At 65.9% G+C, this 17,876-nt stretch carries 13 protein-coding genes; all 13 read left to right on the forward strand.

What is annotated here, in order from left to right:
• Positions 1-38: 38 nt before the first annotated feature.
• Positions 39-3,887, forward strand: coding sequence for a DEAD/DEAH box helicase (locus tag BSTEL_RS07915; protein ID WP_034529294.1), 3,849 nt, complete (start codon positions 39-41; stop codon positions 3,885-3,887).
• A gap of 116 nt (positions 3,888-4,003) precedes the next feature.
• Positions 4,004-4,759: a 4-hydroxy-tetrahydrodipicolinate reductase gene (gene dapB, locus BSTEL_RS07920; protein WP_034529296.1), complete on the forward strand. Its 756-nt coding sequence runs from the start codon at positions 4,004-4,006 to the stop codon at positions 4,757-4,759.
• Between the two features lie 59 nt (positions 4,760-4,818).
• Positions 4,819-5,724, forward strand: a complete 906-nt coding sequence (gene dapA / locus BSTEL_RS07925; RefSeq protein WP_034529301.1) for a 4-hydroxy-tetrahydrodipicolinate synthase — start codon at positions 4,819-4,821, stop codon at positions 5,722-5,724.
• Between the two features lie 207 nt (positions 5,725-5,931).
• Positions 5,932-7,797, forward strand: coding sequence for a ribonuclease J (locus tag BSTEL_RS07930; RefSeq protein ID WP_034529304.1), 1,866 nt, complete (start codon positions 5,932-5,934; stop codon positions 7,795-7,797).
• A gap of 19 nt (positions 7,798-7,816) precedes the next feature.
• Entirely contained in the window at positions 7,817-10,426 is a 2,610-nt protein-coding gene (gene pepN / locus BSTEL_RS07935) for an aminopeptidase N (protein ID WP_034529307.1), read from the forward strand.
• 110 nt (positions 10,427-10,536) lie between these two features.
• Positions 10,537-11,406, forward strand: coding sequence for a sulfite exporter TauE/SafE family protein (locus BSTEL_RS07940; RefSeq protein WP_084686191.1), 870 nt, complete (start codon positions 10,537-10,539; stop codon positions 11,404-11,406).
• A gap of 117 nt (positions 11,407-11,523) precedes the next feature.
• Complete coding sequence (locus tag BSTEL_RS07945) at positions 11,524-12,183, forward strand: hypothetical protein (RefSeq protein ID WP_156963227.1); 660 nt, start codon at positions 11,524-11,526, stop codon at positions 12,181-12,183.
• A 36-nt stretch (positions 12,184-12,219) separates the two neighbouring features.
• On the forward strand, positions 12,220-14,070 hold the full coding sequence (locus BSTEL_RS07950) for a S8 family serine peptidase (RefSeq protein ID WP_238567670.1): 1,851 nt from the start codon (positions 12,220-12,222) through the stop codon (positions 14,068-14,070).
• Between the two features lie 42 nt (positions 14,071-14,112).
• Positions 14,113-14,877, forward strand: a complete 765-nt coding sequence (locus BSTEL_RS07955) for a hypothetical protein (RefSeq protein WP_156963228.1) — start codon at positions 14,113-14,115, stop codon at positions 14,875-14,877.
• 93 nt (positions 14,878-14,970) lie between these two features.
• Positions 14,971-15,774, forward strand: a complete 804-nt coding sequence (locus tag BSTEL_RS07960; protein WP_034529316.1) for a hypothetical protein — start codon at positions 14,971-14,973, stop codon at positions 15,772-15,774.
• 86 nt (positions 15,775-15,860) lie between these two features.
• Positions 15,861-16,682: a hypothetical protein gene (locus tag BSTEL_RS07965; protein WP_034529318.1), complete on the forward strand. Its 822-nt coding sequence runs from the start codon at positions 15,861-15,863 to the stop codon at positions 16,680-16,682.
• Positions 16,683-16,692: 10 nt separating this feature from the next.
• Entirely contained in the window at positions 16,693-17,037 is a 345-nt protein-coding gene (locus BSTEL_RS07970; RefSeq protein WP_156963229.1) for a hypothetical protein, read from the forward strand.
• Positions 17,038-17,219: 182 nt separating this feature from the next.
• On the forward strand, positions 17,220-17,849 hold the full coding sequence (locus tag BSTEL_RS07975; RefSeq protein WP_034529321.1) for a hypothetical protein: 630 nt from the start codon (positions 17,220-17,222) through the stop codon (positions 17,847-17,849).
• Positions 17,850-17,876 lie beyond the last annotated feature (27 nt).

A 17,876-nucleotide genomic window follows, 5' to 3' on the forward strand; every position in this document is an offset into this window, starting at 1 on the left:
GACCCCCTACAATGACAGGGAGGGAAAGGAGCCGTGGCATGGGGTTCAGCGTGTTCGGTCATGTGGACGGCGACGGTTACGCCGACGGCGACGACTACGGGTATGGCGATGACGACGCCGGTGCGTTCGGCGGATTCGACTACGGCTCATGGGATGCGGACGACGGCATCGCCGACGGCGTCCCCCTGAACGCCCTGCGTCTTTCGCTGGTGGACAACACCTCGCCCGTGGTGCTCATGCGCGCCCGCACGATATCCGCGGCGCGCGCCCGCATGATGGACGACCTCGCCTACGAGATGGACGCGCGCACCGGGCTCGCGACGATCTCCGGCCGGATCCGCGGCAGCTCCAGCCCGTCCAGCCGCTACACGGTCAACGTGTACTTCCACACGGACACCGGCGACGTGACCGGCGGCGGCTGCACATGCCCCGCCTACGCGCGCGGCTACGACATCTGCAAGCACATGGCCGCGCTCGTGCTCGCGTTCGTCGCCGATCCGGAAGGCTTCTCCGGCTATGGCGCGACATCGGCGGTGCGCTCGTCGCGCGGCCTGCTCGCCGCGATGCAGCGCATCGACGAGCAGGAGGAGACGACGCGTCAGGCGAAACGCCGCGCCGCCATGATCGCCGCCGGCACGTCGGACGGCGGCCGCATGCCCGGCACCGGGCGCGGCACGGGAACCGGCCCCCGCACGCCGCATCCCGGCGAGGTGGCGCTCACGCCCACCCTCGCCTGCCTGTCCGGCCGGTGGAGCGTCCAGTTCCGCGTCGGCGCGCGCGGCGGCACCTCCTACGTGCTCAAATCGATCGACGACCTGCTCGACGACGTGCGGTACCAGCGGTATCGGGAGTATGGGAAGAAACTCGCGTTCACGCATACGCGCGGCATGTTCGACGACCGGTCGCGCGCGCTGCTCGTCTTCCTCGACCGCGTCGCGGACGTGCGGCGCGCCGTCGACCTGCAGGACACGCGGTACGGCCGTTTCGGCAACGTGGAGCTCGGCCGGCATCTCACGCTCGCCGCCGCGGAGGTCGCACGCCTGCTCGACCTGGTCGCGGGCAGTGAGATCGGACTGGTGCTCGACCCGTGGTACATGTCGTCGCCGTCCACCGTGCGCGTGGAGACTCCCGTCCCGGCGGACGGAGCCGCGTTCGCGCCGATCGTGACGATGACGCGCATCAGCGGCGACGTCGGCGTCGACGGATACGCGCTCGCCGGCACGCCCCCGGTCGCGGCCACGATCGCGGGGGAGCGGGGTATGTGGCTGATGCTGCCGCCCGCGGACGGGCGCGGCGGCGGCGCGACGCTCTCCCGGCGCGGGCGTGAGACGCTGCATGTGAGCGCCGCCGGATACCGGTTCGTGCGCTGCCCGAAGGCGTTGGAGCCGGTCGCCGACCTGCTGCCGGTCGTCTGCGCCCCGCCGGACGCGGATGGCGTGCAGGGGGCGGCGGCGAACGCGCGCGGCGGCGATGCTCCGACGGGCGGGCACATCGCCTTCGATGATGCGCCCCTGTTCGCGCGCACGCTGCTGCCGCGTCTGCTCGACAGCGGTCTCCTGCCGGCCGGCAACGTGCCGAAGGAGATCGTGCTGTTGCGGCCCGTCGCATGCGAGCCCGAGTTCTATCTTGACCGCGACGAGCGGGGCGTCACCTGCGAGGCGAAGGCCCGGTACGGTTCGCGCGAGATGACGGTCGTGCCGCAGCGGGGGAGCGACTTCGCGCCGGGACTCACGCCCCAAGTCGGCGCGGGGCGTGACTTCGGCGCCGAACGCGCCATGCTCGACCTGGTGCGCGCGTATTTCTCGGTGGATTCGCCGTCGGCCCCGGCGCGCATCGGCCGCGACGAGACGACGCGCATCGTCGCCCTGTTCGACGAAGGCCTCGACGCGCTGCGCGCGCAGGGCAAGGTGTTCACCACGCCCGCGTTCGACCGCATGCTCGCGCCCAAGCCGCCGAGCGTGAAGGTCGGCCTGTCCGTCACGTCGAATCTCGTGGAGATCTCGCCGATCGCCGACGAGGTGCCGCCCGACGAGGTCGGCTCGCTGCTCGCCGCCTACCGTCGCCGCCAACGCTTCCACCGGTTGAAGGACGGCACGTTCGTCGACCTGCGCGGCGCCGACCTGGACGCGCTCGACCGGTTCGCCGGCGACTTCGACTTGTCCGAAAACGAACTCGACGCGGGACCGGTCACGCTGCCCGGCATGCAGGCGTTCCTGCTCGACGGCGAACTCGCCGGCGCAGGCGTCGTCAAGGAGCCCTCGTTCATGAAGTACGTGGACGAGCTCAAGACCATCGACCCGGCGCGCTACCAGGTGCCGGCGTCGCTCGCCCGGGTGCTCAGACCGTATCAGGTGGACGGCTACCGGTGGCTGCGCACCCTGTGCGACAAGGGATTCGGCGGCATCCTCGCCGACGAGATGGGACTCGGCAAATCCGTGCAGCTCATCACCCTGCTCGTCGCGCTCGCCGAAGCGCGGCGGGGCGACGGACCGGACGCGTCGCGGGAACGCTCCCTGCCGTCGCTCATCGTCTGCCCGGCGTCGCTCGTCTACAACTGGGCCGCCGAGTTCGCGAAATTCGCGCCCGGCGTGCGCGCCGTCACGGTCGCCGGGACGAAGTCGGAACGCCGCGCCGCCATCGCGCGGCACGCGGGCGGCACGGCGGACGGCGAGGACGGCGGCGACGATGATGCGTCGGTCGCGACGGGCGACGCCGCGGCCACCGTGCTCATCACCTCCTACGATCTGCTGCGCCGCGACGTGGACGACTACCGCGGCGTGCGGTTCGACGTGATGGCGCTCGACGAGGCGCAGGTCATCAAGAACCACACGACCAAGATCGCGAAGGCCGTCAAGGCCGTGACCGCCGAACACCGGTTCGCATTGACCGGCACGCCGATCGAGAACCGGCTGAGCGAACTGTGGAGCATCTTCGACTTCCTCATGCCCGGGCTGCTCGGCTCGTACAAGCGGTTCCACGAACGCTACGAACTGCCGATCTCGAACGCGCGCGCCGCCGACGCGTCGAGCGCCGAAGGACGCGCCGCCGCGCAGGTCAACCCGGAAAGCGAACGCGTGACGCGGCGTCTCCAGGCGCTCGTCGGCGTGTTCATCAAACGACGGCTCAAGTCGCAGGTGCTCACCGACCTGCCCGACAAGATCGAGACGACCGTTACCGTGCAGCTGGAGGGCGAACAGCGCAAGCTGTACGCGGCGCACGAGCAGCGGCTGCGCAAACAGCTCGAACACGAGGCGGACGACGATTTCGCCACGTCGAAGATCCGCATCCTCGCCGAACTGACCGGACTGCGCCAGATCTGCTGCGACCCGCGGCTCCTCTACGCGAACGCGAAGGACCGTTCGGCGAAGCTCGCCGCCATCGCCGAACTCGTCTCCAGCTGCATGTCCGAAGGCAAGAAGGCGCTCGTCTTCTCCCAGTTCACCGGATTCCTCGACCTGATCGGCGAACGGCTCGACGCGCAGGGCGTCGACTGGTACCGGATCGACGGCTCCACGCCGAAGAAACGCCGCCTCGAACTCGTCGACCGGTTCAACGCCGACGACACCCCCGTGTTCCTCATCTCGCTCAAAGCCGGCAACACGGGTCTGAACCTCGTCGGCGCGAGCGTCGTCATCCACGCCGACCCGTGGTGGAACGCGGCCGCGCAGGACCAGGCCACCGACCGCGCGCACCGCATCGGCCAACGCCACGACGTGGACGTGTACCGGATCGTCGCCAAGGACACGATCGAGGAGCGCATCCTCGAACTGCAGCACACGAAAAGCGCGCTCGCACGCCAGTTCACCGACGCGTCCGCGCTCGCCGGGGCCGCGCCCGCGTCGATCGCCTCGCTCACCCGCGACGACCTGCTGGGTCTGCTGGAATAGTCGGCGGCGCCGCCGGGATGTCTGACAGGTGGGCGAAACGACGGACGCCGCGGCGCCGGTGATAGTCTCGTGACGGATATGACCCGCAAGGGATATGGAAAGACAAGGAGCACAATATGATCAGGGTTTCGGTGGTAGGCGCCAAGGGACGCATGGGATCGCACGTCGTCGACGCGGTGAACGGCGCGGCCGACACACAGCTCGCGCTCGCGCTCGACGCGGGCGACGACCTCACGCGCATCAGCCCAGACAACACGGACGTCGTCGTCGAGTTCACCGTTCCCGCCGTGAGCCTGACGAACGTGCTCGCGCTCGTCGCGCAGGGCGTCGACGTGGTCGTCGGCACCACCGGCTGGACCGAGGAGAAGCTCGCCAAGGTGCGCGAGGCCATCGCCGCCGGCCCGCGCCCGGACACGCAGAAGGTGTTCATCGCGCCGAACTTCGCGATCTCCGCCGTGCTCGCCGACCACTTCTCCACGCAGGCCGCCAAGTACTTCGAATCGGTGGAGGTCATCGAACTGCACCACCCGGACAAGGTGGACGCCCCCTCCGGCACCGCCATCCACACCGCGGCCGGCATCGCCGCCGCGCGCAAGGCCGCCGGACTCGGCCCCGTGCCGGACAACACCCAGACCGACGGCGGCTCGCGCGGCCAGGTCGTCGACGGCGTCCACGTGCACGCCGTGCGCCTCAGGGGCCTCAACGCGCACGAGGAGGTGCTCTTCGGCAACGCCGGCGAGCAGCTCGTCATCCGCGCCGACAGCTTCGACCGCGGCTCGTTCATGCCCGGCGTGCTGCTCGCCGTGCGCAAGCTCGCCGGCGACGCCCCCGCGGGCCTCACCGTCGGCCTCGACAAGTTCCTCGACCTGTGATCGGACGCCGCGGAAGAGTCGTTACAGAAGCGTCCACAATGCGAAGTACGGTGAACACTATGACTGAGAGCGCTATGCATCTGCTGAATCCTGCCCCGTTCGGGCGTATCCTGCCCGCGATGGTCACTCCGATGAAGTCCAACGGCGACGTCGATTACGAGGCGGCGCAGAAGCTCGCCAAGCAGCTCGTCGCCGACGGCGCCGACGGCCTCGTCGTCAACGGCACCACCGGCGAATCGCCCGTCACCCACATGGACGAGAAGGTCGACCTCGTCCGTGCGGTCAAGGAGGTCGTCGACGTGCCGGTCATCTCCGGCGCCGGCTCCAACGACACCGCGCACACCGTGCGCATGGTCGAACAGACCCAGGAGGCGGGCGCCGACGCGGTGCTCGTCGTCATGCCCTACTACTCCCGTCCGTCCCAGGACGGCGTCTTCGGCCACTACAAGGCCGTCGACGAAAGCACCGACAAGCCGATCATCGTCTACGACGTGCCCGGCCGCACCGGACTCAAGGTGACGATCGACACCTACGACCGTCTCGCCGAACTCGAGCACGTCGTGGCCGTCAAGGACGCCACCGGCGACCTCGCCGCCGCCGTCGAGAAGCAGCAGCGCACCGGACTCGCCTGGTATTCGGGCGACGACGGCCTGTTCCTGCCGTTCCTCTCCATCGGCGCCGTCGGCATCATCTCCGTCATCGCGCATGCGGCCGCAAACCCCATGCGCCAGCTCGTCGAGGCCTTCGACCGCGGCGACATCCACGAGGCGCAGCGCCTCGCCAACCAGCTCGCACCGCTCGTTCACGCGCTCAACGGCGACGGCTACCAGGCCGTCATGGCCAAGGCCGCGCTGAAGGTCCGCGGCGTGCTCGACTCCACGTTCATGCGTCTGCCGAACGTCGGACCGGACGCCACCCAGCTCGAGAAGGCCGAGATGGGCATGCGGGCCGCCGGCCTGCTGTAACGGGCGACGAGGCCCCGGTGCCCCCGTCCGCACGCGTCGCGACGACGCGGGCGCGGGGGAGCCGGGGCCGTTCGCGTTCACACGCATACGCGGAAAGCACGGAGCGAACAACACGGATTCCCGCGCGCATGGGCCGGCAGCGAGCCGACACATCTGTCGCCTTCGTGAGAGCACGAAGGCAAGAATTACAGGAAACACAAGAAAGCAATGGCACAAGACAAAGAAAAGAACACCAGGAACTCCTCCAAGAACTCGGGCGCATCGCGCCGCCGCGGCTCCTCGACCCGCGGCAAGGGCACCGGCCGCGGCCGCGGCGGAGCCTCCCGCGCCCGTCACCAGAACGTCGGCACGCAGGCCACCGCGCCCCAGCAGGACGCCGTGCTCATCGCCCCGCCGAAGTACCGCAAGGGTTCGATGCGCATCACGCCGCTCGGCGGTCTCGGCGAGATCGGCCGCAACATGAACGTCATCGAATACAACGGCCACCTGCTGCTCATCGACTGCGGCGTGCTCTTCCCCGAGGAGGAGCAGCCGGGCGTCGACCTCATCCTGCCCGACTTCCACTACATCAAGGACCGTCTCGACAAGGTCGAGGCGCTCGTGCTCACCCACGGCCACGAAGACCACATCGGCGGCGTGCCCTACCTGCTCAAGCTGCGCGAGGACATCCCGCTGATTGGCTCCAAGCTCACCCTCGCCTTCGTCGACGCGAAGTGCAAGGAGCACCACATCAACCCCACCAAGGTGGAGGTCGAAGGCCGCGACAAGCTCAAGGTCGGCCCGTTCGACCTCGAGTTCATCACCGTGACCCACTCCATCCCGGACGCGCTCGCCGTGCACGTGAAGACCCCGGCCGGCTCCCTGATCGACACCGGCGACATCAAGCTCGACCAGCTGCCGCTCGACCACAAGATCACCGACCTCGTCGAGTTCGGCAAGATCGGCGAGAAGGGCGTGGACCTGCTCATGATGGACTCCACGAACGCCGAGGTGCCGGGCTTCGTCAAGCCGGAGACCTCCATCGGCCCGGCGCTCGACCAGGCGTTCGCGCAGGCCACCCGCAAGATCATCGTCGCGAGCTTCTCCTCGCACGTGCACCGCGTGCAGCAGGTCGTCGACACCGCCCACAAGTACGGCCGCAAGGTCGTGTTCGTCGGCCGTTCGATGGTGCGCAACATGTCCATCGCCGCCGACCTCGGCTACCTGCACATCCCCGAAGGCACCGTCGTGGACCTCAAGCAGGCCAACGACATCCAGGACGACAAGCTCGTCTACATGTGCACCGGCTCCCAGGGCGAGCCGATGGCCGCCCTCGGCCGCATCGCCGACGGCAACCACCGCGACATCCACATCAACGAGTTCGACACCGTGATCCTCGCCAGCTCGCTCATCCCGGGCAACGAGCACGGCGTGTACAAGGTCATCAACAAGCTCGTCCAGCTCGGCGCGAAGGTCGTCAACCGCGACAACGCGGCCGTGCACGTCTCCGGCCACTGCAACGAGGGCGAGCTGCTGTACATGTACAACATCGTCAAGCCGAAGTGCGCGATGCCGATCCACGGCGAGAACCGCCACCTCGTCGCCAACGGCCTGATCGCCGTGAAGACCGGCGTCGATCCGCAGAACGTCGTGCTCGCCGAGGACGGCGACGTCGTCGACCTGTACCACGGCAAGGCCGCGGTCGTCGGCTCCGTGCCGTGCGGCTACGTGTACGTCGACGGCGACTCGGTCGGCGAGCTCACCGACGAGGAGCTGGAGAAGCGCCGCATCCTCGGCACCGAGGGCTTCGTCTCCGCGTTCGTCGTGGTCGACTCCGAGGCCCGCGAGGTCGTCTCCGGCCCGAAGATCTACCTGAACGCCGTGGCCGAGGACGAAAGCGAGTTCGACAAGGTGCGCCACCAGATCGTCGAACAGCTGAACGACGCGCTCATGGCCGGCACCACCGACACGTACAAGCTGCAGCAGATCATGCGCCGCACGCTCGGCGGCTGGATCGCCCGCCAGCTGCGCCGCAAGCCGATGATCGTGCCCGTCGTGGCCGACATCGCCACCGACGTCACCGAACAGCACTGAAAGGAACAGTAGGAACACCATGCCCGGATCGAACCTGACCCGCATCGAGGCCGAGGAGCGCAAGGCCATCGTCGAGGCGCCCATCCACTACCATGTGGACCTCGACCTGACCGTCGGCGCCAAGACCTTCGGCTCCCACACCCTGATCTGCTTCAACGCGAAGCCCGGCTCGTCCACCTTCCTCGACCTCATCGCCGACGAGGTGAGCGCGATCACGCTCAACGGCCGCGCGCTCGACCCGGCCGAGGCGTTCGCCGACGACCGCATCGAGCTCACCGGCCTCGAGACCAAGAACGAGGTCGTCGTCGAGGCCAAGTGCCGCTACTCCAACACCGGCGAGGGCCTGCACCGCTCCGTCGACCCGTCCGACGGCAACGTGTACCTCTACTCCCAGTTCGAGGTTCCGGACGCCCGCCGCGTGTACGCCGTGTTCGACCAGCCCGACCTCAAGGCCACCTTCGACTTCAAGGTGCTCGCCCCGAAGAGCTGGATCGTCACCTCCAACATGCCGGTCAGGACCGTCGAGGACTTCGCCCGCGAGACCGCCGACGGCACGCTCGAGGCGAAGCCGAACGAGACGACGAAGCTGTGGAGCTTCGAGCCGACCCCGGTGATGAGCTCCTACCTGACCGCCATCTGCGCCGGCCCGTACGCCGAATGGCACACCGAGTACGCGAACGAGGACGGCCGCATCGTGCCGATGGCCCAGTACTGCCGCCAGTCGCTCGCCGAGGCGTTCGCCAAGGACGTCGACTACCTGTTCGACATCACCAAGAAGGGCTTCGCCTTCTACGCGAAGACCTGGGGCGTGCCCTACCCGTACGCCAAGTACGACCAGATTTACGTGCCGGAATACAACGCGGGCGCCATGGAGAACATCGGCATGGTCACCATCCGCGACTCCTACGTGTTCGAATCCAAGGTGACGGACGCGCTCGCCGAGCGCCGCGTCGTCACCGTGCTGCACGAGCTCGCCCACATGTGGTTCGGCGACTACGTGACGATGAAGTGGTGGAACGACCTGTGGCTCAACGAGTCCTTCGCCGAGTTCACCTCCACGCTCGCCACCGCCGAGGCCACTGAATGGCATGACGCGTGGGCCACGTTCTGCTCCGGCGAGAAAAGCTGGGCGCTGCGCCAGGACCAGCTGCCCACCACGCATCCGATCGTCGCGCCGATCAACGACCTCAACGACACGTACGTGAACTTCGACGGCATCACCTACGCAAAGGGCGCTTCCGTGTTGAAGCAGCTCGTGTTCTACGTGGGCCGTACGAAGTTCTTCCAGGGCATCCACAACTATCTCGACAAGCACGCGTACGCGAACGCGACGCTCGCCGACCTGCTCGGCGAGCTGGAGGCGACCTCCGGCCGCGACCTCAAGGCGTGGAGCGCGAAGTGGCTGGAGGAATCCGGCATCAACACGATCCTCCCCGCCGTCGAGGAAGGCAAGGACGGGGTGATCGGCTCGCTCACCCTCACCCAGACCGCGCCGGCCGAGCACGCCGTGCTCCGCCCGCACCGCCTCGCCGTCGGCTTCTATGATCTCGACAAGGCGAGCGGCAAGGTCGTGCGCACCGACCGCATCGAACTCGACGTGGACGGCGAGACCACGCTCGTCGAGGCGGCCGCCGGCAAGCGCCGCCCCGCGCTGCTGCTCGTCAACGACGAGGACCTCACCTACACGAAGATCCGCTTCGACGACGCCTCGCTCGCCTTCGCCGAAGAGCATCTGCAGGACGTGGACGACGCGCTCGCCCGCGCCGTCATCTGGCTCGCCTTCTGGGACATGACCCGCGACGGCGAGTTCCCGGCCGAGCGTTTCGTCGATATGACGCTGCGCCTGCTCGCCCACGAGACCGAATCCACCACGTTCCGCTACGCGCTCGCCTGCATGAGCACCACCGCGCATCATTACGTGGCCGCCTCGCGCCGCGACGAGGTGTTGAAGCACGTGGCCGCCGAGCTGTTCGAGCTCGTGCGCGCCGCCGAACCCGGCTCCGACGCGCAGTTCCAGCTCGCCACCGCCTACCTCGGCTACGGCGAGGAGGGCGACGCCGCGTTCGCCGCCAACGCCCGCGGCCTGCTCTCCGGCGACGTCGCGTTCGACGGCCTCGAGATCGACAACAACTTCACGTGGACGATCGTCAACGCGCTCGCCAGCGTGAACGAGTACTCCGACGACGACATCGACGCGCAGCTCAAGCGCAAGGAGACCACCGAGAACCGCGAGTTCGCCTACGGCGCGCACGCGGTCAAGGGCACCGCCGAGGCGAAGGCCTGGGCGTGGGACCAGGCGCTCCACAACGCGGAGCTCACCAACAGCCAGCTGGAGGCCGTGGCCCGCGGGTTCGCCGCCACGCCGCGCCCCGACTTGGCCGAGCCGTACGCCGCGAAGTACTTCGACACGATCGACTGGATCTGGTCGAACAAGACCTACCACATGGCCGAGGCGCTGCTCAACGGCCTCTACCCGGGCTACGCCGATCCGGCCACGCTGGTCTCGCTCGGCGAGTCCTGGCTCGCCGCCCACGCCGACGCCGACGCCGCCCTGAAGCGTCTCGTCGTCGAGAACGTCGCCTCCTCGCGCCGCACCCTCGCCGTGCGCAAGTACAACGAGACCCTGTGACGTAAGTCCGCATAGCAAGAGAAAACCCGCGCCCGTCCCCCAACGGCGTATCCTCCCTACAAGGTCATGGGCCTTCGCCCGTGGAGCCTTGCATGAGAGGAGCCGAAGGGATGGTCGCGGGTTTTTCCGTCGTCACGCTGCTGCTGATCCTGCTCGCCGGGGTGGGGGCGGGATTCGTCGGGTACGCGGTGGGCGCGTCGTCGCTCGTGTCGTATCCGGCGTTGCTCGCCTGCGGCATCCCGCCGGTGCTTGCGAACGCGTCGAACACGGTGGGCGTGGTCGGCACCGGCATCGGCGGCGTGATGGGCGCGCGCCGTGAACTCAAGGGACAGGCGCTGCGCGTCGCCGTCTACGTGTCCATCGGCGCGGTGGGCGGCGTGGCCGGCGCGTACCTGCTGCTCGAACTCGACCCGAAGGTGTTCGAATTCGCCGCGCCCGCGCTGATCCTGTTCTCGTCGCTCATCATCGCCGTCAATCCGCGTGGACGCATGCAGGCCAAGCAGGCCGCCGCCGACGCGCACGCGCAGCTGACGCGCATGCAGGACGGTGACGGCAAGGCCGGCGCGTCCATCGCCGCGCGCGGCGCGGACTCCCTCGAACGGCCGGTGCAGCCGCTCAAGCAGGACTCCTGGTGGGTGTGGATCGGCGTGGTCGCGGTCGCCGTCTACTCCGGATACTTCGGCGCCGGCGCGGGCACGCTCGCGCTCGCCGTGCTCGACGCGGCGAAGATCGGCCCGTTCCACAAGATCAACGCGTTGAAGACGCTGATCGGCACGGGCGCGAACATCACCGCGTCCATCGTGTTCATCGTGCGCGGCGCGGTCGACTGGCCGGCCGCGATCATGCTGTGCGTCGGATGCTTCATCGGCGGCTACATCGCACCGCCCATCACCCGCCGCATCCCCGCGAACGTGATGCGCGCCGCCGCCGTGATCGCCGGCATCGTCCTCACCATCGACCTCGCGCTGAAGACGTACTGAGCCGCCGGACCGTGAGGACCGCTGGGCCGTGGTTGTAGACTGGACGGTACCGGAAGCTCGATCGGGGAGCGGCCGGAATCGGAAAGCGAGGCGACGATGCGTAGACCCAGGGGACGCTTGCTGGACAATCCGCTGTCGCAGGGGAACGTGGCGGCGCGGATGGTGTCGAATCGGACGGAACGGTGGCTGGCTGGGCCGGGCGCCGTGGACCGTCTGGCGTCCGCGTATGCGGCCGGTTGGATGCTGCTCGACTACACGCACGGCCGTCTGATCGGATGGCAGTCCGGGCCGAACGACGTGTACGGCGTGACCCGGCATTGGCGGCATGTGGTGTTCACCATGCCGAGCGCGGAGTCGGAGCAGGCGATGCTCGCCGCGTCGGTCGGACAACTGGTCGTCGGGCATGCGCTCCCGTTGGGCGCGGACATCGCGGCGAGCATGGCGATCGGCGACGCGGCCGCCCGGTCGGATTCCCGGTCGCGTTTCGCGTTGCAGCCGCCGGACGGTCCGGACATGCGCCCGTTGACCATGCGCGGGAACGAGTTGTTGCGATGGGCGGATGCGACGGTCCGGGCGATGGCGTTCGTGGACGTGCCGCTGCTGATGGCGAACGTGGCGACCGCGCGCGTCTCGCTCGCGGAGTACATGTTCCGTGAATCCCGCGGGTTGATCTGCGAGAGCATACCGGGCGCGGGCATGAGCCCGTACCCGCCCGCCTGCCCTCCCGGATGGACGCCGCCCGTACGCGCGACGGCGCGAGGGACGGGCGTGCGGTGAAACGGCGGAATCGTTGGCGGTAGGATGGGAGGCATAGTGATTCACGAAGGCGTGTCGGTCGACGGGCATCCGTCGCATGACCGTGAAGAAGGGGAGAACCAGCATATGGCGACGACGTTGGAACGGGGATTACGGCGATTGGCCCGGGCCGCCACATGCGCTGTGGCGTTCGCCGCGTGTCTGGGCATGGTGGTGCCGTCGGTGTACGCCGAGGAGCCTGGACGCTGGCCGGTGGAGAACGACGTGGTGCAGAACGCGTGGAAGCAGGGCATCGACGGTTCCGGCGTCAAGATCGCCGTAATCGATACTCAACCGATTGGGGAGTATCCGGGGCTGGCGGATGCCGACATCACGTATCAGGTGGGCAGCTTCCGGAAAGCGGATTCCAAGAAAAGAGTGAAAACCCAATGTGTGATTAACGGGAAACCCCTGACGGCTACTCTTCGTCGGGGCGAGGACAGCTGGCAGTATACGCATGGCACGGATATGTTGACTTGGATTGCCGGCAACGGCAAGGACTATGACGGCAAAACGGGGGTGCTGGGAGCAGCCCCGAAAGCGAAACTGCTGAGCATCGCGAACGGGCGTGAGATCAAAGGATCCAATTTGTCGTACGACTGTAAATCCGGCAAGTCGGATTGGGCCTCGGTGGATTACGGTGTCGATGAGGCGACGGCCGTGAAATGGGGGGCTCGTGTTATCAACCGTTCGCAGGGATCGTTGATGATGTCCTACGATTATGAGGGTTTCGTCACGGCATTGAGATACGGCGTGATCACCATCAGTGCACGCGCCAATACCACCGACACCGGATTGCGGGATTTGGTTGGCGACCCGAGGAAGATGAATTACTTTCCCGGGGTAGTCACCGTAAACAATGTTGACCGAAATGGGGTTCTTTCACAGGCTTCGGATACGGTCGACGGCAATATCGCGGTGCTTTCCTATGGGCAGGGGGTATTGTCCCCCGCGGAACATCTCATGGCGGGAACATTGACCCCCACCAATGGAGGTACTTCGACCGCCGCGGCCGTGTTGTCGTCATATCTGGCATTGGCGATGCAGAAGTGGCCGGATGCGACGGGCAACCAGATTCTCCAGTCGCTGGTTCGTAACACAAAGGAAGGCAAAGGCAAGCCGACCATCGATCCGGAGAGGAAACGCGGTTTCGGAGAAGTGGATCTGAACGCGTTGCTGACGGTCGATCCAACCCAATACAAGGATGTGAACCCGATTCTGGAATATCAGATGAAGGCCGCGGCCCAGTATCCGGAATACAAGGATTGGTATACGCAGGATTGTTCGAAAAATCCTGATGGCATCCAACCGAACGGCGATCTGACCGATTTTGCGATTCCCTGTGAGGCTGGTCTGATTGGTAAGGAATATGAGCGTCAGCAGGCCGCATGGAAGAAGGTCGAGCAGTGCCGTGCGGATGGCGGTTCGGACTGCATGAAGTATTCGGCCACGAACACCGCCGACGCAAAGGGTTCGGGGGCCGTGTCCGGCGAACGGTCGGATGCGAAGCCGGCGGCAGGATTGCCCGTGTGGGCGTGGGGTGTGATCGCGGGCGTCGGTGTGGTCGTGGTGTCGGTCGGCATCGTGTTCGCGGTCGTGCTGGCGAAGCGTCGTCGCCGTTCACAGCGTCCGCCGCGGAACGTCGTGCCGGCTCCCGCGGGCGGCTATCCGCCGGCTGGACGGTATCCGGTCCAGTCTTCGCCGGCTCAGGCGTATCCACCGGCACCGGCGGCTCCACCGGTTCAGGTGGTTCCGGCACCAGTCTCGTATACGAGGCCGCCTATGCCGCAGCAGCCTGCGCAGGGGTATCCGCCGGTTCCCGCGCCCGCTCAGGCGCCGCAGCCCCCGCATGGTCGTCATTCACGGTGAACCGGGGCTGGTGTGTTCGATAGTATCCGTGCGATAAGCGTCTTGAATAATCCGGCGACAAATCCGCATCATTGGGCCAACAGGGGATGGGTGGATTCGTATGGCGGCGCATGCCTGGACAGGTTCGATTTGCCGCAGGGGTTGTTCTGGATGGCCGTATCCGGCAGGGAGACGTCGGCGGTCGGGGATCTTGGCGGCACCATGCTTCGTCCGAAGGTGCCCGGTGCCAGTGATTATTGGCCTGTGGGATTCTGCGAACGTGACGGCTGGCTGGCGATGAGGGTCGACAGCGAGGATGAGGTGGTGACGAATCGCTTCATCCGTTACTATCATCCGGTACGTCCCATGCCTCGATATCATGGCCGCACCCGACACGCTCTGTTCGCCGTGCTGCGTGCTCCGTTCCCGCTGACATCGGATACCTCGTTGACGTTGCATGCGACGTGTTCGTTGGGTCATGTGGATGATCCGCCGTTCATGCCGCCGTATACGGGCAGGCCGTCGGCTCGCATGGTCGAGTTGATGAACGGCATGGCGATGAAGCCGGGTTGGATCGTATGGGACGGGTACTTGCACGTGTGGGTGAACTACCTGTACTGGCGACAATCAATGGGCAGACGACCTGCTCATACGCTTTTCGGTGTGTCCGTTCCCGTGGAATTGGCCTTGTTCCGTGCGTATCGTGTGTATTACGAGCAGTTGCGGTGTGAGCTGCCGTACCCGTATGCGGGGCCTGTCTTGTGGCCGGATCAGTGCGATCCGCGGTTCCCGTTGCCGTCCGATCCACGTTACGGCGCGTACGTGTAGGGGTGCTGCCGGTGTCACGTTATATGGAATGTGTGAATCGTCTGGCGGAACGTTTGACACTGATTCATGTGGAGATGGAGGTGATCGACAGTCATGTTCGAAAACATTCGTGCGGAATATGCTTTGAACAATCCGGCGACGAATCCGCATCATTGGATGAACCGCGGATGGCATGATGTCGTGGCGACAGCGGATGGGGATCCATTCAAGTTCGATCTTCCGCGGGCATTGTTCTGGACTGCCGTGTCCGGGCGTGAGAAGCCCGCGGGTAACGACCATGGCGGAACGCTCATGCATCCGTGGATTTCGTGGAAGGGCAGTGAGCGGTGGAACACCTATTATCTATGTAACGATATGGAGTGGAAGCTGCTGAGTATGTACAGTTATCGGCGCAATATGTATCAGCAGCTGTATCGGCCTGTCCGTCTGATGCCGAGAACGGGTTTCGACAATGGCAGGGATGCGCGGTTCGCCGTGTTGCGTGCTCCGTTTCCGTTGACATCGGATTCGTCGTTGACGTTGCATGCGACGTGTTCGTTGGGTCATGTGGATGATCCGCCGTTCATGCCGCCGTATACGGGCAGGCCGTCGGCTCGTATGGTCGAGTTGATGAACGGTATGGCGATGAAGCCGGGGTGGATCGTATGGGACGGGTACTTGCACGTGTGGGTGAACTACCTGTACTGGAGTAAGCGGTATGGGGCGCAGTGGAAAGGAACGGAGCAGCTCGGGGTTCCCGTTCCCGTGGAATTGGCCTTGTTCCGTGCGTATCGTGTGTATTACGAGCAGTTGCGCCATGAATTGCCCTACCCGTATGCGGGGCCTGTCTCGTGGCCGGATCAGTGCGATCCGAGGTTCCCGTTGCCGTCCGATCCCCGTTACGGCGCGTACGTGTAGAGGAATCCATGCGTCGGGCGGGTACAGACGTGATCGGGAATAGGAATTGGCGGCGGGCGTCCGCCCGATGATTGGAAGTGGTTGCGATGGGCTATCTGGCGTATATGCGGGCGAACCGTCCGGGCTGGAGCAGGATGCATTGGAAGAACCGCGGCTGGGATGCGAGCATCGATCGTTTCGGTGCCAAACACGAGGCATTCGACCTGCCGATTCCATTGCTGTACACGTGCGCGTCGGGACGGGATCATCCAATGTTCCCGGACGATGGCAGCACGTTGATGAATCCCATCGGAGAGTTCGAAAAGGCATCGCGCCCGACGACCTACGCATGGCGTGACCATTGGATCGTGGCATCCACGCTCAGTTATGCGTTCAATAATCACGGGGCAAGCACCGTGTCCTGCTGGTATTGCGCTCCGGTGCGGCCATTCCCCAGACAGATCGGCGACAAGGGGGACGGCAGCAGGCGTATGGACGTCAGCATTCTGCGCGCCCCGTTCCCCATCACCGAAGACACCGGCCTCACGTCGTTCTCCACATGCTCGCTTGGCCATACCGACGACCCGCCGTTCATGCCGCCCTACAACGGCGATCCGTCGCAGGCGATGGTGCGGTTGATGAACTCGTTCCGCATGAAGCCGGGTTGGATCGTATGGGATGGGTATCTGCACGTGTGGGTGAACTCCCTGTACTGGAAACAACTGCCGGATGCGAACGATGATTTTCGTTACGCCATAGGCGGCGTGCCCGCGACGTTGGAGCTTGAACTGTTCAAGGCCTATCGCGTGTATTACGAGCAGTTGCGGTGTGAGCTGCCGTATCCGTATGCGGGGCCCGTCTTGTGGCCGGATCAGTGCGATCCGCGGTTCCCGTTGCCGTCCGATCCACGTTACGGCGCGTACGTGTAGGAGGCTGCCGGTGTCACGTCTTATGAAATGGGTGGATCGTCTGGCGGAACGTTTGACGCGAATTCATGCGGATTGGCTGTTGTATGCGGTGTGGTTGGCGGCGCTGATCACCCCTTATCGGATTCCGGCGGGCCGACTCGCCCCTTCTCACGCCTTGCTGGCCGTGTTGCTGTTGTTGCTTCTGCCATCAATGACCCTCGTATGTCAGGCGTGTCTGAAGGAACGTCACCGACAGGGGCCTGACCTGTTTCTGCTGAACTACTGGTATCGGAACGGGCGTATCGCATGGTGGATTCTGACCGTCATCACCCTGCTTGTGCTGATGGCCGAACTGGCGGGAGGACGATGGTGGTGAGACGTGCGTTTGGCATCTGGCGGTCGAACACTCCGGCGTTGAATCCGCGTCACTGGGTGCATCGCGGCTGGTTTGGGCCGGGGCGTACGGGCGGCGCTGCGCGTCCTTCGTTCGATCTGCCGCGTTGCCTGTTCTTCACGGCCACGTCGGGACGCGATAGGCCTGTCGCTCCTGATGACGGCATGTCGTTGGGCGACCCCGCGGACCGTCGTTGGCGGGCGCGTCTGACTTGGCGCGACGGTTGGGTGGCGGCCGCCTGCGACTCCGTCGACCGTCTGCCTGGCGGGTTGGACGCGTCGACCGACGGGACGGTGTCTCCGTATTATCGTCCTGTCCGGCCGATGCCGTCCGTCCGGAACCGTGAGGCGGATGAAGCATGGTTCGCCGTGCTGCGTGCCCCGTTTCCGTTGACTGTGGATTCGTCGTTGACGTTGCATTCCACGTGTTCGTTGGGTCATGTGGATGATCCGCCGTTCATGCCTCCTTATACGGGCAGGCCTTCGGCTCGCATGGTCGAGTTGATGAACGGCATGGCGATGAAGCCGGGATGGATCGTATGGGACGGATACCTGTATGTGTGGGTGAACCGGATGTACTGGTGCCGGCTGCCCGGCGCTGACCCGGATCTGGAATATCTGGCGTCTGGTCTGTCGGCTCCGATGGAGTTGGCCTTGTTCCGTGCGTATCGCGTGTATTACGAGCAGCTGCGCCATGAATTGCCCTACCCGTATGCGGGGCCTGTCTTGCGGCCGGATCAGTGCGATCCGCGGTTCCCGTTGCCGTCCGATCCGCGTTACGGCGCGTACGCGTAGAGGAATCCACGCGTCGGGCGGGTGGGG

This window comes from Bifidobacterium stellenboschense (assembly GCF_000741785.1).
GTDB lineage: Bacteria > Actinomycetota > Actinomycetes > Actinomycetales > Bifidobacteriaceae > Bifidobacterium > Bifidobacterium stellenboschense.

What these genes read in the sequence shown, in the direction of transcription:
- BSTEL_RS07915 (WP_034529294.1), top strand. Translation starts at nt 39, where the DNA reads ATGGGGTTCAGCGTGTTCGGTCATGTGGACGGCGACGGTTACGCCGAC.
- dapB (WP_034529296.1), top strand. Translation starts at nt 4,004, where the DNA reads ATGATCAGGGTTTCGGTGGTAGGCGCCAAGGGACGCATGGGATCGCAC.
- dapA (WP_034529301.1), top strand. Translation starts at nt 4,819, where the DNA reads ATGACTGAGAGCGCTATGCATCTGCTGAATCCTGCCCCGTTCGGGCGT.
- BSTEL_RS07930 (WP_034529304.1), top strand. Translation starts at nt 5,932, where the DNA reads ATGGCACAAGACAAAGAAAAGAACACCAGGAACTCCTCCAAGAACTCG.
- pepN (WP_034529307.1), top strand. Translation starts at nt 7,817, where the DNA reads ATGCCCGGATCGAACCTGACCCGCATCGAGGCCGAGGAGCGCAAGGCC.
- BSTEL_RS07940 (WP_084686191.1), top strand. Translation starts at nt 10,537, where the DNA reads ATGGTCGCGGGTTTTTCCGTCGTCACGCTGCTGCTGATCCTGCTCGCC.
- BSTEL_RS07960 (WP_034529316.1), top strand. Translation starts at nt 14,971, where the DNA reads ATGTTCGAAAACATTCGTGCGGAATATGCTTTGAACAATCCGGCGACG.
- BSTEL_RS07965 (WP_034529318.1), top strand. Translation starts at nt 15,861, where the DNA reads ATGGGCTATCTGGCGTATATGCGGGCGAACCGTCCGGGCTGGAGCAGG.
- BSTEL_RS07975 (WP_034529321.1), top strand. Translation starts at nt 17,220, where the DNA reads ATGTCGTTGGGCGACCCCGCGGACCGTCGTTGGCGGGCGCGTCTGACT.